11 protein-coding genes are annotated in these 14,096 nt (G+C 71.5%); 1 reads left to right on the forward strand and 10 read right to left on the reverse strand.

Annotation, left to right across the window (positions count from 1 at the left end):
* Positions 1–160: 160 nt before the first annotated feature.
* Positions 161–793 carry a helix-turn-helix transcriptional regulator gene (locus ACFPCV_RS21750; RefSeq protein ID WP_378058116.1) on the reverse strand — a complete coding sequence of 211 codons (633 nt, stop codon included), beginning with the start codon at positions 791–793 and terminating at the stop codon, positions 161–163.
* 205 nt (positions 794–998) lie between these two features.
* Complete coding sequence (locus ACFPCV_RS21755; RefSeq protein ID WP_378058117.1) at positions 999–2,345, reverse strand: hypothetical protein; 1,347 nt, start codon at positions 2,343–2,345, stop codon at positions 999–1,001.
* A gap of 176 nt (positions 2,346–2,521) precedes the next feature.
* On the opposite strand from ACFPCV_RS21755, the gene ACFPCV_RS21760 reads away from it, so the two are divergent.
* Positions 2,522–5,251 carry a choice-of-anchor D domain-containing protein gene (locus tag ACFPCV_RS21760; protein WP_378058118.1) on the forward strand — a complete coding sequence of 910 codons (2,730 nt, stop codon included), beginning with the start codon at positions 2,522–2,524 and terminating at the stop codon, positions 5,249–5,251.
* 569 nt (positions 5,252–5,820) lie between these two features.
* On the opposite strand, the gene ACFPCV_RS21765 is transcribed toward ACFPCV_RS21760, so the two are convergent.
* From ACFPCV_RS21765 to ACFPCV_RS21800, 8 genes are read right to left on the reverse strand one after another with little or no spacing between them, the layout of a single operon-like run.
* The gene (locus tag ACFPCV_RS21765) at positions 5,821–7,515 is read right to left on the reverse strand and encodes a zinc ribbon domain-containing protein (RefSeq protein WP_417281555.1); all 1,695 of its coding nucleotides are present in this window, start codon (positions 7,513–7,515) and stop codon (positions 5,821–5,823) included.
* Positions 7,515–8,054, reverse strand: coding sequence for a phage tail protein (locus ACFPCV_RS21770; protein ID WP_378058120.1), 540 nt, complete (start codon positions 8,052–8,054; stop codon positions 7,515–7,517). Before ACFPCV_RS21770 ends, ACFPCV_RS21765 begins: the two co-directional genes overlap by 1 nt.
* Positions 8,054–10,006, reverse strand: a complete 1,953-nt coding sequence (locus tag ACFPCV_RS21775; RefSeq protein ID WP_378058121.1) for a putative baseplate assembly protein — start codon at positions 10,004–10,006, stop codon at positions 8,054–8,056. The genes ACFPCV_RS21770 and ACFPCV_RS21775 overlap by 1 nt, the downstream gene beginning before the upstream one ends.
* Positions 10,006–10,419: a GPW/gp25 family protein gene (locus tag ACFPCV_RS21780; RefSeq protein WP_378058122.1), complete on the reverse strand. Its 414-nt coding sequence runs from the start codon at positions 10,417–10,419 to the stop codon at positions 10,006–10,008. The genes ACFPCV_RS21775 and ACFPCV_RS21780 overlap by 1 nt, the downstream gene beginning before the upstream one ends.
* Positions 10,420–10,427: 8 nt before the next feature.
* Positions 10,428–12,383: a phage baseplate assembly protein V gene (locus ACFPCV_RS21785; protein ID WP_378058123.1), complete on the reverse strand. Its 1,956-nt coding sequence runs from the start codon at positions 12,381–12,383 to the stop codon at positions 10,428–10,430.
* The gene (locus ACFPCV_RS21790) at positions 12,380–13,150 is read right to left on the reverse strand and encodes a CIS tube protein (RefSeq protein WP_378058124.1); all 771 of its coding nucleotides are present in this window, start codon (positions 13,148–13,150) and stop codon (positions 12,380–12,382) included. The genes ACFPCV_RS21785 and ACFPCV_RS21790 overlap by 4 nt, the downstream gene beginning before the upstream one ends.
* Positions 13,151–13,168: 18 nt before the next feature.
* Positions 13,169–13,621, reverse strand: coding sequence for a phage tail protein (locus ACFPCV_RS21795; RefSeq protein WP_378058125.1), 453 nt, complete (start codon positions 13,619–13,621; stop codon positions 13,169–13,171).
* A gap of 10 nt (positions 13,622–13,631) precedes the next feature.
* Complete coding sequence (locus ACFPCV_RS21800) at positions 13,632–14,090, reverse strand: phage tail protein (protein WP_378058126.1); 459 nt, start codon at positions 14,088–14,090, stop codon at positions 13,632–13,634.
* Positions 14,091–14,096: the final 6 nt, after the last annotated feature.

The following is a 14,096-nucleotide window of genomic DNA, read 5'->3' on the forward strand; positions in this document are numbered from 1 at the left end:
TTGGCGCTTCGCGTTCGACCGATGTCAGCACGAAACGCCAACTCGCGAGTCCTGAACACGGGACTCGCGAGTCCTGAACCGGGGACTCGCGAGTCCTGAACGGGGGACTCGCGAGTCCTGAACGGGGGACTCGCGGGTTCTGAACCGGGGACTCGCGGGGTTAGATGAGGCCTTCGCGTAGGGCGTAGGCCACGGCGTGGGAGCGGTTCTTCAGTTGGAACCGGTTCGTCACGTCGTGGAGGATGCTCTTCACGGTGCGCTGTGAGTAGCACAGCTTGTCCGCGATTTCCTTTGTGGACAGTCCGGACGCGACCAGGCGCAGCACCTCGGTCTCCCGGTTCGTGATGCCCGCCAGGTGCAGGCCGCGGGGCTCCAGCACGTGGCGCTGCAGGCGGGACACCCGGTTCAGCAGGCGGCCGAGCAGGTCGGGCGGCAGCGCGCCCTCACCGGCCGACGCGGCCTTGATCAGGCGGACCAGCAGGTCCGGCGTCGTGTCCGCGCGGCGGGCGACCGCGCACACGCCACCCTCGACGGCCGTCAGGATCTCCGTGTCCTCCAGCTCCCCCGCGATCAGGACCACCCGGCTGAACCCGCGCACCTGCAACGTCCGCAGCAGCTGTGCCCCCCGGTCGTCGAACCGGTCGGTCACCACCAGCGCGACGGACTCCGGTGCCGCCACCTCCTCGTCGACGAGCCACACCTCCTGCCGCGTGCGCAGCGCCATCTGGACACCGCTCTGCAGGATGGGGTCGGTCGCACGCACGACGACCGGGATACGGCTTTGCTCCAACATCGTTCTTCTTTCCGCTCTCTAGCACGCCCCCGACCCGACGCCCAGCACGTCGAAGCCCGCGCACCGAGAAGGTTGCCCGAACGTGCGTCCCAGGCGCATGGGACCGGTGTCCCGGGTTTGCCCGGCCGGGACACGGACCGTGCCCGCCCGGGCACGCAGCGGGGCCCCCGGCCGCGCCGGGGGCCCCGAACGGACCACAGTGAACTCAGCTGGGTGTCGGACCGGACAACCTGCCCGAGAAGGACACCGCCGGCGTGCACTTGCCCGTCGCCGGTGCGGGCGCACCGGGCAGCTGGCAGCTGACCTCCACGGTCAGCGGCTGGTCGGGGCTGAACGTCCACGGCTCCAGGAAGTGGAAGTCCATGTCCCGGAAGTTCTGCAGGCCGGTCGCGTACAGCACGTCGTCGCCGCGCTTGATCGCGAGCGTGCCGCTGTCACCGCGCGGGTTCTGCAGGATGATGTCGGTCAGCACCAGCGTCTTGTCGGCCGGGATCACGCCGTCCGGCACGGTGAACGACTCGAACTCGGCCGGGTCGGGCTGTGCGTCCGCGTCGGTCGTGATCCGGAAGTCCACAGCGGACCCGTTCGAGATGTCCACGCCCTGGTCGTCGGTGGTCGCGCCGCGGCCACCCGCACCCGCCGCGCCGGCACCGGCACCACCGCCCGCGGCCATCTCGTCGACCTTCTTCGCCGCGGAGTTGGCCTTCTCCTCCGCCGCCACGGCACGCCGCTCGGCCAGGTTCGCCTGCTCCTGCAGCTCGGCCTGCGCCTCCTCGGCCGCGGACTTGCCTGCCTCCCGCGCCGCGGTCTGCACGGTCGGCTTGACGAGCGTGAACCACAGCACCGCGAGCACGACCGCGGCGGCGAGCACCGTGGCGGCCGCGGGCAGCAGCCACTTCGGCAGCATCTGCTGCTGCACGACCGTGCCGTCCATGTTGACCGGCGGCTGGTCCGGCGCGAGTGCGGTGACCCCGAACGGCAGCCGCTTGTCCGGCCCGCGCAGGAACCGGTCGTACGGCTTGGCGCGGAGCTTCAGGAACGCCGACGTGCCCGGCTGCACGGTGAGCGTGCTGTGGTCCAGCGACAGCTTCAGCTGCTCCTCCGGGTCGTTCGTGACGACCTCGACCGGGATCGGGTAGTTGCCGGAGTTCTCGACGACGACCTCGTGCACGGCCCTGGTGCGGCACCGCGACGACTTCGGCGAGAGCTCCAGCTGGAGGTCCATGAACGGCTCGACGTCGACCGCGCCCTCGGCGACCGACGAGTTCGGCGGGTCCTCGCGGGAGAGCACCCGCACGCCGAACGGCACCTGCCCGGCGGGCACCGACGAGTTCCGTGGCGGCGTGAACCGGACGGTGACCTCGCCGTCCTGCCCCGGCATCAGGTTCATGACGCGCGGGGTGACCTCGGCCCACTCCCGAGAATCACCGACGATGTCCATAGTGAACTGGTCGACCAGCGTGCCGTTGTTCCGCACCAGGACCGTCGCCTCGACCGCCTGACCCGGAGTCACGGACAGCTGCCTGCTCGCCAGCGACGTGGTAGCTCCCATGGAAGAGCAGTGTCACGAGATACGGCGGCCAGGACAGCTTGCGCGGGGGAGTGTGGCGGGGCGGCACGGGCTGCCCGATCGGGCGCGCCCGGGCGTCCACTACGCCACCCGCACGCCGGGGCCGGTGCCACCCGATCCCCCATACGGTCAGGCGCGGTGAGTCTTGGAGGTCCCCCGTGCCCGAATCCCTGCTCCGCGGCAAGCGTGCCGTCGCCGTGGCCATCGCCGCGACACTGGTCGGCGTTTCCGCCGCGGTGTTGCTGTCCGGTCAGAACACGCAGGCGCGTGCCGCTGCCGCGCCCGGCGCCACCGTGCGCGCGTCCGTCTCCGACGACGGCGCCCGCAGCGGCGGCGCGAACTCGGAGCTGTCCTCGGACGGCACTGCCGTCGTCTTCACGAGCTACGCGCGACTGGACGAACTTTCCAACGACGGCAACGAGGCGGTGTACCTGCGTGACCTGCGCAACGGCCGCACGGTGCTGATCAGCCGCGGTCAACTGGTGCGCCCGGCCGAGCCGGAGCCGACCACGGCACCGCCGACCACGACCACCACCGAGCCGACCTTCGAGCCGCCGGGGCTCGCCGGGGAACCGCTGGTGTCGCTGAACGGCCGGCGTCAGGAACTCGAGTACCGCGAGGTGCCGCCGAACCGCGGCAGCACCGACCCGACGGTGTCGGCGGACGGTCGCTTCGTCGCGTTCATCACCCGCGCCGACAACATCCTCGCCGAGGACGACGACAGCGACCAGGACCTGCTGGTGTGCGACCGCGACCCGGACGGCGACGGCGAGTTCGACGAGGAACGCGAGAACGGCGAGCTCGACTACCGGTACTTCCGCGTCAACGAGCCGCAGTGGGTGGAGGGCGACGGCGGCCAGTACCGCAGCGACTACCCGCTGCGGCCCAAGCTCGCCGACGACGCGAGCCGGGTCGTGTGGGAGGACGAGCTCACCGACGACAACGGCAACTACTACCAGGTCGTGCGGACCGCCGTGCTCACCCCGGCAGGCGCGGGCCCGGCCGAGGTCCTCGGCACACCGCTCGGTGCGCTGCAACCGACCCACCAGGAGCAGCCGGACGTGTCGGCCGACGGCCGGTTCGTGGTGCTCGTCGCGGACTACGTGCGGCAGGAGGGCGGCGGCGAGTTCCCCGTCCACATCCCGTTCAACGCGGTGGTCCGCAAGGACACCGTGACCGGCGCGGTGGCCCGCGTCGACCTCGACGTGCAGACCACACCCGAGGAGCCCGCGCCGCTGTCGGCCGACGAGTCGGTGCACCTCGCGGCGCCCGCGATCGCCGGCGACGGCGGCACGGTCGCGTTCGAGGCGGAGGAGTACCAGAACAACTGCTCCGCGGGTGACTGCTGGCGCTCGGTCGCCGACCAGCCGACCGTGTACGTGGTGCGCGTGGCCGAGGACGGCACACCGGTCGACTCCGCCATCGGGTCGCGGGACAACGAGAACGAGGCCGTCAACGGCTTCCGCCCCGCGCTGTCCGGCGACGGCCGGTTCCTCGCGTTCACCACCGACAACGCGGGCGCGCACGACGGCGTCGACACCCCCGCCGAGTACAGCTGCCGCAACGACGACTCGCCGTACTTCGAGCAGAACGCACTGCCACCGGTCACCGACGAGCGGAGCAGGCGGGTCGTGTGCCAGGTCGTGGTGCGGGACCTCGTGGTCGACCGGCAGCGGCTCGTCGCCGAGCAGCCGAGACTGCCCGGCACGCTCGCGTCGCCGGGCACCGGGCTGGACTGCGCCGAGGAGCTGCCCGAGGGCGCGACGTGCGGCGGCGACGGCGACTCGCCGCCGTACGGTTCGACCGCGCCGTCGTTGTCGGGCAACGGTTCCACCCTCGCCCACGACTCGGTGGCCACCGACCTGGTGCCGGAACTGGTGGACGGCAACGAACAGACCGACGTGTTCGTGCGGACGTTCCGGCCGGAGCTGCGTGCGGCCCCCACGCCGCTCGAGTTCGGCGAGGTGACGGTCGGCGACACGCTCGACCGGGTGGTGCGGTTCGACCACGCCGGTTTCGGCCCGCTCGTGGTGACCGAGCTGACGGTCGAGGGCTCCACGGAGTTCGCGGTCGGCGCGCAGACCTGCACCGGCCCGGAAACCGTCGTGCTGCAGCAGACCGGCAACTGCGAGGTGTCCGTGACGTTCACCCCGGACACCGAGGGGGAACGGACCGGCACGCTGGTGGTGCGGCTGCGCGACGGCCGCGAGTTCACGGTCCCGTTGCGCGGCACCGGTTTCGAGGAGGAGATCCCGCCGGCGGACGCCCGGTTCGCGGCGAGCCCGGACCCGCTGGACTTCGGTGACCGGCTGCTGCTGTCGGAGAACCCGGCGCAGGCGGTGACGGTGACCAACACGGGTGGCACGGACCTGACGGTGACCGGGGTCGGCGTGGTGCCGGCCGGTGACTTCACGGTCGAGTCGGACACGTGCACGGACACCCCGGTGCCGCCGGACGGGACATGCCAGGTGACGGTCCGGTTCTCACCTCGGGCGTCGGGCCCGAGGGCCGCGGTGCTGCGCTTCACAGACGACGTGCCGGACGGCACCCCGCACCTGATCGGACTCGCGGGCACCGGCAGCACCCCGGCCGTGGAGATCTCCCCCGGCGTGAGCCAGCCGGGCCGCACGATCACCGTGCGCGGCATCGGCTTCGCACCGAACCTCCCCGTGACGATCGTCGTCACCGGTTCGGTGGAGCGGGCCACCGCCGTGCCCGACGACACGGGCGCGTTCGACAGGACCATGCTGATCATGCCAAGGTCCCCGATCGGCACCCACCCGGTGGTCGCGACCATCGACGGCACCGACCCGCCCATCGCGGCGGCCAAACCGGTGCTGATCGTGTCCCCGTCGGTCAGCCCGGCCGACTTCGTGGTCCGGAACTGACCGCGGCGCGGTGGCGGGTGATCTCCCGCCACCGCACCGCCCGCGGTACGGACCTGCCTGCGCGCCCGCACGATCTCCTCGCCCGACTCCTCCACGGCAGCCCGCGCCGTCCTCGGCTCGCCAGCCGCGCACACTCCCTCCAGGTGACCGAGCAGCACCTGGTCTCGCGCGTCGGCGGGGAATACGGGCCCCCGCGGAGCACCGGGTGAGCGGCCGCCCGGCCCGACGAACCGCGCCGACGGCATCGGTACCCGAGATCGCGCGAGGCCACCTCGGGCTGTGGGTGTTCCTCGCCGACGTGGCGGACGGGGCGATGCACGGCCGGGTCGCCGACCTGGCGCAGGCACGGTTGTTCAAGATGCCGAACATGATCGAGGACGATCTCGCCTGCAGGGCAGGCTGTCTGACTGGTCGCCGCTTCCCCCCCCCCCCCCCCCCCCCCGAGGATGACCGGGGCACGCCGGACGACACGGCGTCCCCGCGCTGCTCCTCGGCTCGGGCGCGCTCACGGCGGCGGCCGCCACGACCAAGGTGGTCGGGCGGCCGCGGCGCTGCTCGGGTGAGCCCGCCTACACCTCCTCGAAGAACTCGAACTCGCTGACTGCCAGGGTGTTGCCGGTGACCGACTTGAACGTCGACACCACGTGGATCTCCACGCTGGACACGCCGTCGCCGTTCTCGATCTCCAGTGTCTGCGGGTCGGGCAGGTCCTGGAGGTCGACGTCGGTCGTCTTGCCGGTGGAGAACACGAGGTGCAGCTTCTGCGCGCGGGCGGTGGCCTTGAAGTCACCGCCGTCCCCGTTGTGGACGATGATCCGCGCGAGGTTCACCGTGCGGTCGAACTTCACCACCATGTTCGGCTCCACGCCATCCATCGGCGCCGCCCAGAAGCTGTCGGACGCACCGTCCACCGCCAGGTTGGCGGGATGGCCGGGCAACGCGACGGAGGCGACCGGCGCCTCGGCCGCGGACACCGGCACGTACTGGGGGAAGATGAGCCGCTCGACGGTGCCCTTCGCCTCGGCCGTGCGCTCGTTCACCCAGGCGCGGAAGGGCGCGAACAGCCCGTACGCGACGCCGCCCAGGATCAGTGCGATCGCGACCGCCCTGCGCACGACCCTGAACGTCGAACTGACGGCGGCGCCGAGCCTGCTCTTGCCGCCCCGGCCCCGGCGCTTGGCGCGTTCGCCCGCCTTGCGGACCTTCGCGCCGCGGCGCGGCAGCAGTTTGCGCCACCACGGTGTCCTGACCACGTCCGCAGCGGCCAGCGACGTGCCGCAGCGGCTGCAGAACTTGCGGGTGGGCGGGTTGCCCTCGCCGCATTCGCCGCAGACCAGTTCGCCGGGCTGGAGCTTCTTGGTGGGCGGCTGTTTGCGGACCTGCGGTGGTTTCTTCTGCGCTTCCTGGGGGACGACCGCGTCGGGTTGCGTGGTCGCCGTCCCGGTGACGGGGGTGACGAGTTCCCTGGCCTCGGCTTCGGTCGCCTTGGGTTTGGCGGGCGGCGGCGGCAGCGCGGGGCCTGACGCCACCGGCCCCGTGCCCGGCCCGCCGGGGGGCGGGGGCGGGGGCGGTGGCGGGGGCGGCTTCGGCGGAGCCGTGGCCGCAGCACCCGGTGGCGGCGGGGGCTTCGGCGGGGCACCTGGAGGCGGCGGCGGTTTCGGCGGAGCAGCCGTCCCGCCAGGAGGCGGCGGCGGGGCACCCGGAGGTGGTGGCGGTTTCGGCGGCGCCCCGCTCGGCGGCGCAGGTGGCGCGCCCGGCGGAGGCGGGGGCTTCGGCGGGGCCGCGGCCGCGCCAGGAGGCGAGGGCGGTGCGCCCGGCGGAGGCGGGGGCTTCGGCGGGGCCGCGGCCGCGCCAGGAGGCGAGGGCGGTGCGCCCGGCGGTGGCGGCGGTTTCGGCGCACCGGGAGGCGGTGGTGGCTTGGGTGGTCCGGGCGGGGGCGGTGGGCCACCCGCACCCGGTGGTTTCGGCGGCCCGGGGGGCGCGGGCTTCGCGCCGGGCGGTCCCGGCGGACCACCACCCGGACGACCGGGCATGCCCGGCTTCGCCTGGGTCTGTACCGGTTCCCGGTTGCCGACGTCCAGGTACAGCACCGACTGCAGCCGGGAGAGCCAGCCGCGTTTCGGCGCGTCCTCTTCCTCCTCCTTGGGCGCGGCGGGCACGGGAGCGGGTGCCAGCTTCTCCCCCGTCCACTCGAGGAAGGCCCCGCACGAACCACAGAACGCGTCGGTTTCCTTGTTGTGGAAACCGCACGTCTTGCACACCATCACGGTCGGTCCACCTCCACTCTGTGTGCCACGTGTGCCGGCTTCGCGGCGGCCACCGCGGAGTCGACGAGGTCCATCGGCACGGTCGCCGGGTCGTGCACCCTGATCCGGACCGCGAGCCGGGGGGACGCCTCGCCCGGCATCTCGCCGCCGGGGTTCTTCGACCAGGCGACGCCGCCGCTGTCGGCGACCTCCACGCGGCCGCCGGTGAGCACCTGCAGGTTCGCGCGCAGGCCGGCCACCGTGCCGCGCATGCGGTACATCTCCACCGCCGTGGCGACCACGGCACGACGGCGTTCGATCGGCCAGCCCTCCTCGAGGGAGATGCCGACCCAGCCCGCGATCCACTCGAGGAAGTCCTCCGGCGCGAGGTACGGGTCGAAGTAGTCCACCAGGCAGTCCAAAGTAGACAAGACCGGTGCCAGCACGTCGTCGAAGCCGCCGACGAACCGGTCCGCGAACTCGTCCTCCTGGTACACCGCGGGCAGCATCCTGATGAACGGCGACGCGTTCGCCATGCCTGCCACCATGCCGCGCATCAGTGGTCCTCCACCTTCACGTGGTGCTCGAACGAGAAGATGAGGCTGTGCCGGTCGACGTCGAGCCGTTGCGCCTCCTCGCCCCGCTCGCCGGTCACCGGGTTGGCGCCGAACAGCCGCACGTCCTCCACCAGGTCGACGCCGCGCACCCGTTGCAGCAGCGCGTACACGTCCCCGGCCTGCACCGGCCTGCCGAACTCCCAGCCGCGGCCGTCGCGGCCCCCGCTGATCGGGTTCAGGTACCCGTACAGCGCGGCCAGCGCGTCCGCGCGGACGCGTGCCTTGTCCAGCCGCGGCCGCGCGATGATCCGCGCCACCACCGTCACGCCCCGGTACCTCGGCGGCGACACCAGCACCCGCGTGCCGATCAGCCGCACCTCGTCGAGCCGCTCGGAGATCCGCCGCAGCGTCGCCTCCTCCGGCACCAGCTCGGCGAAGTCGATCCGGCCGTCGACCTCCGCGGCCGCGGGCACGATCAGCACCCGCACCGAGCCGGGGTCGGTGTCCTCGTCGCCCGCGGTCACGCAGCGCACGCGGGCCACGTCCGGCGCGGCCTCCTGCGTGATGGCCTCGTAGTCCTCCGCGGTGACGGCGCGGCTCCTCGTGCGCAGCAGGATCGGGCCGCGGGCCTTCGCCTCCTCGACGCTCTCGCCGTCGACCCCGCCCCACGCGGCCTCGATGTTCTCCACCCGCGACACGAACGGGATGGACGACTTCAGCGTCCGGATCGCGCCCTTGCCGACGTTGCCGACCCGGCCGCCGCCGGTGGCGTAGCGGCGCAGCCGGATCGTCGACCCGTACGGCGGCACCGCACCGTACTGCCGAAGACCGCCGTCCGGCTCGCGGATCGCTGGTCCGAAGTGGATGGTGCCGGACGTGCCGTCGAGGATGTAGTGCCGGTCCGCGGGCCCGCTGCCCGCGAAGCTGTGGACCGGGGTCCACTCCTGCCAGCCCTCCTCGGACATGGACTCGAGCAGGACATCGCCCGCGCCGATCACGACCGGGTGCCGCGAGGTGCGGAACTCCTGGCCCGCCACGCCTTCGGAGTCGCCGAGCACCTCCTCCTCGACGATCTCGCAGTGCTTCGCCTCGACGGTGCCGCCGATCGTGCTGGCCGACAACGCGGTCAGCAGCGGCGAAGCCTGGTAGGTCGGCCAGTCCTGCCCGACCTCGATCACCCGTGCGCGCAACCAGCCCGCCGCGGTGCCACCGAGCACCGCCGACTCGTGGTCGGAGGGCACGTGGACGTGCACCTCACCGGTCGTGTTCAGCGCACCCGTCCCGTCGGTGCTGACCACGCATCCGCGCCACTCCCTGCCGTTCCACGCCTCCCAGACCAGCGGCGGGTGGTCCGGGTGCACGCCGACACCCTCGACGCGGCAGTCGAAGTCCAGTCGCACCACACAGTTCGGCACCGGGTCGGACAGGCCGATGAGCACCGCGTCACCCGGGCTCGGCACGTCGGAGAACGCCTGGAACGACTGGCCCATCTTCAGCTCGTCGGTCCGGTCGACCTGCGCGTCGGCCGCGCAGGCGCGGGTCGCGACGTGGTTCAGGGCGCACGGCACGATCCGCAGGTCCGCGCCGGTGGCGAACACGATCGACTCGTCGGTCTCGGTGCGCAGCGTCGCGACGCCGGTGCCCATCGGCACCCCGACCGGGGTGATCGCGGGCGCGGACAGCCAGAACGTGACGTCGGCCTGCGCCGGGGTCGCGGGGATCAGCCGCAACCCGATCAGTTCGAGGAACTTCACGTACAGCCGGTCCGGTACCTGGTTGAGGCGGAACAGCAGCTGGTCGGTCATGAACGCGAACGTCTCGATCAGCGTGACGCCGGGGTCGGACACGTTGTGGTCCGTCCACTCCGGGCACCGGCGCATGACCATGCGTTTCGCGTCGTCCACCAGGTCCTGGAACCGGCGGTCATCGAGGTTCGGGGCAGGCAGCGCCATCAGTAGTCACTCCCGTCCTCTGGGATGGTGTAGAAGGGGAAGACCAGGTTGCGCCGGTCGTTGGTGTCCTTCGGGCGGTACTGGATGTCGATGTACAGCACGCCGTCCTCCTCGGGGTGCGGCATGACGATGACACCCTCGACGTCGACGCGCGGTTCCCAGCGCATCAGCGCCTCCCGCACCACCTGCGACAGCTCGGAGATCGTCTCCACGTTGACCGGCCGGAACACGAAGTCGCGGATCCGGCTGCCGAACTGCGGGCGCATGGGCCGCTCGCCGGGATAGGTGGACAGGATCAGGCGCATGGCCTGCTCCAGCTCCATCTCCCTGCGCACCAGGGCGATCCCGCCTTGCGGCGCGACACCGAGCGGGAACGCCCACCCTGCGCCGATGAAATCTTGTTGCGTAGTCACGAAATCCCCTAGTTCAGCTTGATCAGCGAGCCCTTGACCTCGACGACGGCGCTGCTCTCGATCTTCACGCCCGTCTTCCCGCTGAGCGAGAGCTGGCCGTCGGTCTCGATCTTGATGCCGCCCATGCCACCCTTGATGGTGATGCCGCCCAGTTCGCCGCACTCGATGGTGAGGGAACCCTGCGGTGACTTGGACTCCGGCGGTTTCGGGTTGCACGCCAGCGTCACCGTGCCGGCCACCTGGTCGATGACGAGACCGAGCTTGTCGCCCTTGGTGCCGAGCTGGATCTTCGACTGGATCGGCGGCAGGCTGCCCGGCGGTCCCGGCGGCAGCTCGTCGGTGAACGTCAACTGGTTCGCCGCCGGGGTCGCGACACCGCGTTTGGTGACGATCCCCGAGCCGGCGACGGCCGCCTTCAGCTCACCGAAGTCGGACTTGCTGTTGATCAGTCCACCCAGGACGTAGGGTCGCCGCGAGTCGCCGAACTCGAAGCCGACCAGCACCTCGTCGCCGACCGACGGCAGGAAGAACGCGCCGGTCTTCGCGCCCGCACCGAACTGCACGACCCGCGCCCAGTCCGACTCGAAGTTCGGCGCGAGCCACGGCAGCGCGACCTTCACCCGGCCGAGCTTCTCCTTGTCGGACACGTTGGTGACGATCCCGCACACCAGCCCGCCGAAGTCGGTCTGCTTCGCCGCCGCGCCACCGGACGTGAGCCCGAGCAGCGACCGGTTCTGCCGCCCGGACACCCAGAACCGGGTGCGGTAGCCGAACTCCTCTGGGTTGAACACGTGCCGGGCGTTGGTGACGAACCACTTGCCGCAGAACTGTTCCGGCACGCCGGCGACCTCGACCTCGGCGCCGGCCTGGATGGCCGGGTCGCCGTTCGCGACGCCCTCCGCCTCCGCGAACGTGCTGGCGATGTGGTCGGCGACGCCCTTGGCCGCCGCCTCCGCCGCCGTGTCCGCGGCCGGCCCGACCCCGAGGGGCCGGTTCACCACGAGGTAGGCGGTGTTGCTTGCGGGCAGCCCGAAGTCGAGCTTGGGCAGGCCGGGGATGGACGGCAGCGCGGGCATCGACGGCAACGAGATCAGCCCGTCGGTGAACGACTTCGCGAGCTTCGCCGGGTCCTGGCCCTCGATCGTCGCGGTGCCGGTGGCCGCGACGGCCTTGGCGACGGCGACGCGCGCGTCCTTCGGGTCCCACACCCGCACCTCCACGTCCGGTGTGAGGTTCGCGGCGGACAGGCGCGGCAGGAACGTGTGCAGGTTGTCCTTGAACGTCAGCTTGCCGCTGCCGAGCCCGATCATGCTCGCGACCGCGTCAACGGCGGACGCCAGCGCGCCACCGAGCCCGCCGCCGTCCTTGCGCCCGGACGCCTTGCGGAAGAAGAACTTCCCGCCGACGACCCCGGTCTCGTAGCCGATCTCGCGGGCCCGCTGCTGCAGGAAGTCCCAGTCGGACTGGGCGACCTGCGCGACGTGGTCGTGCGCGACCGACGTCTCCTCGACCGTGCCGATGTCCAGGCCCGCGTTGGCCGCGACCTCCCTGGCGATCTCGGAGTCCTTCATGTTCACGTACGTGCGGGTGCGCTTGGCGCGCTGCAGCCGGTGGGCCTTCTCGTACCCGCGGACCACCGAGTAGATCAGGCCCTCCTGGCAGATCGCCTCGATCGAGGTCACCTCGCCCTTGATGAGGGAGGTGGTGCTGTCGCTGTCCGCGGGCCCGGCCGCGATCTCCACGACGGACCCGATCTTCAGGCCGGCGTCCTCGACGACGGTGCCCTCGAGGTCGTGGAAGGTCAGCTCGAACATGTCCGGCAGGTGCAGGTGGGTGTCGACGACCGCGCGCATCAGGTTCGGCAGCACCAGCGGCGACAGCGGCAGCCCGACCGGCTTGCCGATCTTGATGGTCGGCCAGACGATCGCGGTCTTGCTGCCGCCGAGGAGACCACCGAGGCTCACCGGGTCCTCCCCTCGTCCAGCTCCTGCGGGTTCGGCAGGTAGACGGTGTCGCCGGGGCGTACGCGGGTCGGGTCCTGGATGCCGTTCACCTCGGCGATCCGCCGCCACGCGCCGGGGTTGCCGTAGTTGGCGGTGGCGATCGACTGCAGCGACTCGCCGTGCCCGACCGTGTGCGCGCGACGGCCGACGAGCCCGCCGGACGTGGGGTTCTGCGGCAGGGTCCCGAGCAGCGAGGGGACCTCGACCAGCGACAGGTTCACCTTGGCGCGCACCGGAATCCCGGCGGAGGTGAACCGGACGTACTTGATCCCGACCTGCTGCATCACGACCGTGTACATGAACCCGATCATCGGCGGGCCCCACTGGAACGTGAGCTCCGGCGGCTGCGTCTTGAGGTTCTTCCCGCTGACCACGGACATCAGCTGGCCGAGGAACCCGGCGTCGGGGCTGGTCCAGGTGAGCAGCGTGTCGCAGCGCAGCTTCGTGTCCATGCCCTCGAGCGTCACCTCGTTGATCGTGAGCTTCGCGGGGTCGGACCGCTGCGTCGCCTGCTGCGTGCCACCGGTCGCCGGGGACGGCATGGACCGCCGCTGGGCGGTGCGCCCGATCGAGATCTCCTTCGGGTTGAAGTCGAAGTAGACGAACCCGATGTTGGGCATGGTGGTGCAGCGCAGCGACGCGGGCACCCTCGCCCCGGCGAGCGCGGCGGCACCGATCGCGGCGCCTGCCGCGAGGTTGGCGCCCGCACCGATCATGGCGGCGGTCATCGTCGTGGTCCCTCCTGCTTACAGGAATCCCTCGTGCACGAGCACGAGTTGTTCGGTCGCGATGCCCAGCGTCCCGGCGTCGAGGTCAGGGCCCTTCCAGCTGTCGGGGTAGACGTTGCGCAGCGTCCAGGTCGCGACCTTCTTCGCGTGCGCGTCGAACAGCGAGATCTGCGCGGTGCCCCCGCCACCGCTGGCATGGGCGTCGACCCACCCGGACGCCCGTTCCCGCAGCCAGGACTGGACCTTCGCGGTGTCCGCGGCGTTGATGGCGCGCTGCAGCGTGACGGGCGTGTACTTGATGGCGCCCGGCAGGACCGTCTCGTACTGGTAGTTCCCGCCGTCGTGCTGCGCCTCGGGGTTGAACTTCACCTCGAGGCCCTGACAGCGCGCCCACCCGCCGAGGTCCACCCCGTCGACGGACACGTGGAAGCGCGTCGTCAGGGCGAGCATGGTGTCGAGGCTGATCGGCATGGTGGTTCCCTCAGCTGAGCTTGCGCTCGTCCTCGAGGAAGCCGCGGTGGACCAGCTCGAGGGTCTCCATGGCGACCTGGCTCGCGCCTGCGTCGAACGACGTGATCGACCACTTGGCGGGCATCACGTCACGCAGCGTCCACTCGGTGACCTTCTTGGCGGCGGTGGTGTACAGCTGGATGGAGCCCGCGAAGACCTCCATCTCCCAGGAGTTCTTGTTCAGCCACTGCTTGACCTTCTCGGTCTCCTCGGACACACCGCGGATGAGCTTCACGTTGGTGTACTTGGTGTTGCCGGGGAAGTAGAGGCGGTCGTTGCCGCCGTCGCCCATGCGGTACTCGGCGATGTCCCACGCGACGTCGAGCCCCTCCGCCTTGGTCCAGCTGCCGAGGTCGTACTCGGACTTGCCGGACATGCTCACGACGAAGCGGTTCGCGAGGCCGATCGTTGACGTGTCGCTCAGTCCCATGGCATT

It is taken from the genome of Actinophytocola glycyrrhizae (assembly GCF_042653545.1).
GTDB classification, from domain to species: Bacteria; Actinomycetota; Actinomycetes; order Mycobacteriales; family Pseudonocardiaceae; genus Actinophytocola; species Actinophytocola glycyrrhizae.

What these genes read in the sequence shown, in the direction of transcription:
- ACFPCV_RS21750 (WP_378058116.1), bottom strand. Translation starts at nt 793, where the DNA reads ATGTTGGAGCAAAGCCGTATCCCGGTCGTCGTGCGTGCGACCGACCCC.
- ACFPCV_RS21755 (WP_378058117.1), bottom strand. Translation starts at nt 2,345, where the DNA reads ATGGGAGCTACCACGTCGCTGGCGAGCAGGCAGCTGTCCGTGACTCCG.
- ACFPCV_RS21765 (WP_417281555.1), bottom strand. Translation starts at nt 7,515, where the DNA reads ATGGTGTGCAAGACGTGCGGTTTCCACAACAAGGAAACCGACGCGTTC.
- ACFPCV_RS21770 (WP_378058120.1), bottom strand. Translation starts at nt 8,054, where the DNA reads ATGCGCGGCATGGTGGCAGGCATGGCGAACGCGTCGCCGTTCATCAGG.
- ACFPCV_RS21775 (WP_378058121.1), bottom strand. Translation starts at nt 10,006, where the DNA reads ATGGCGCTGCCTGCCCCGAACCTCGATGACCGCCGGTTCCAGGACCTG.
- ACFPCV_RS21790 (WP_378058124.1), bottom strand. Translation starts at nt 13,150, where the DNA reads ATGACCGCCGCCATGATCGGTGCGGGCGCCAACCTCGCGGCAGGCGCC.
- ACFPCV_RS21795 (WP_378058125.1), bottom strand. Translation starts at nt 13,621, where the DNA reads ATGCCGATCAGCCTCGACACCATGCTCGCCCTGACGACGCGCTTCCAC.
- ACFPCV_RS21800 (WP_378058126.1), bottom strand. Translation starts at nt 14,090, where the DNA reads ATGGGACTGAGCGACACGTCAACGATCGGCCTCGCGAACCGCTTCGTC.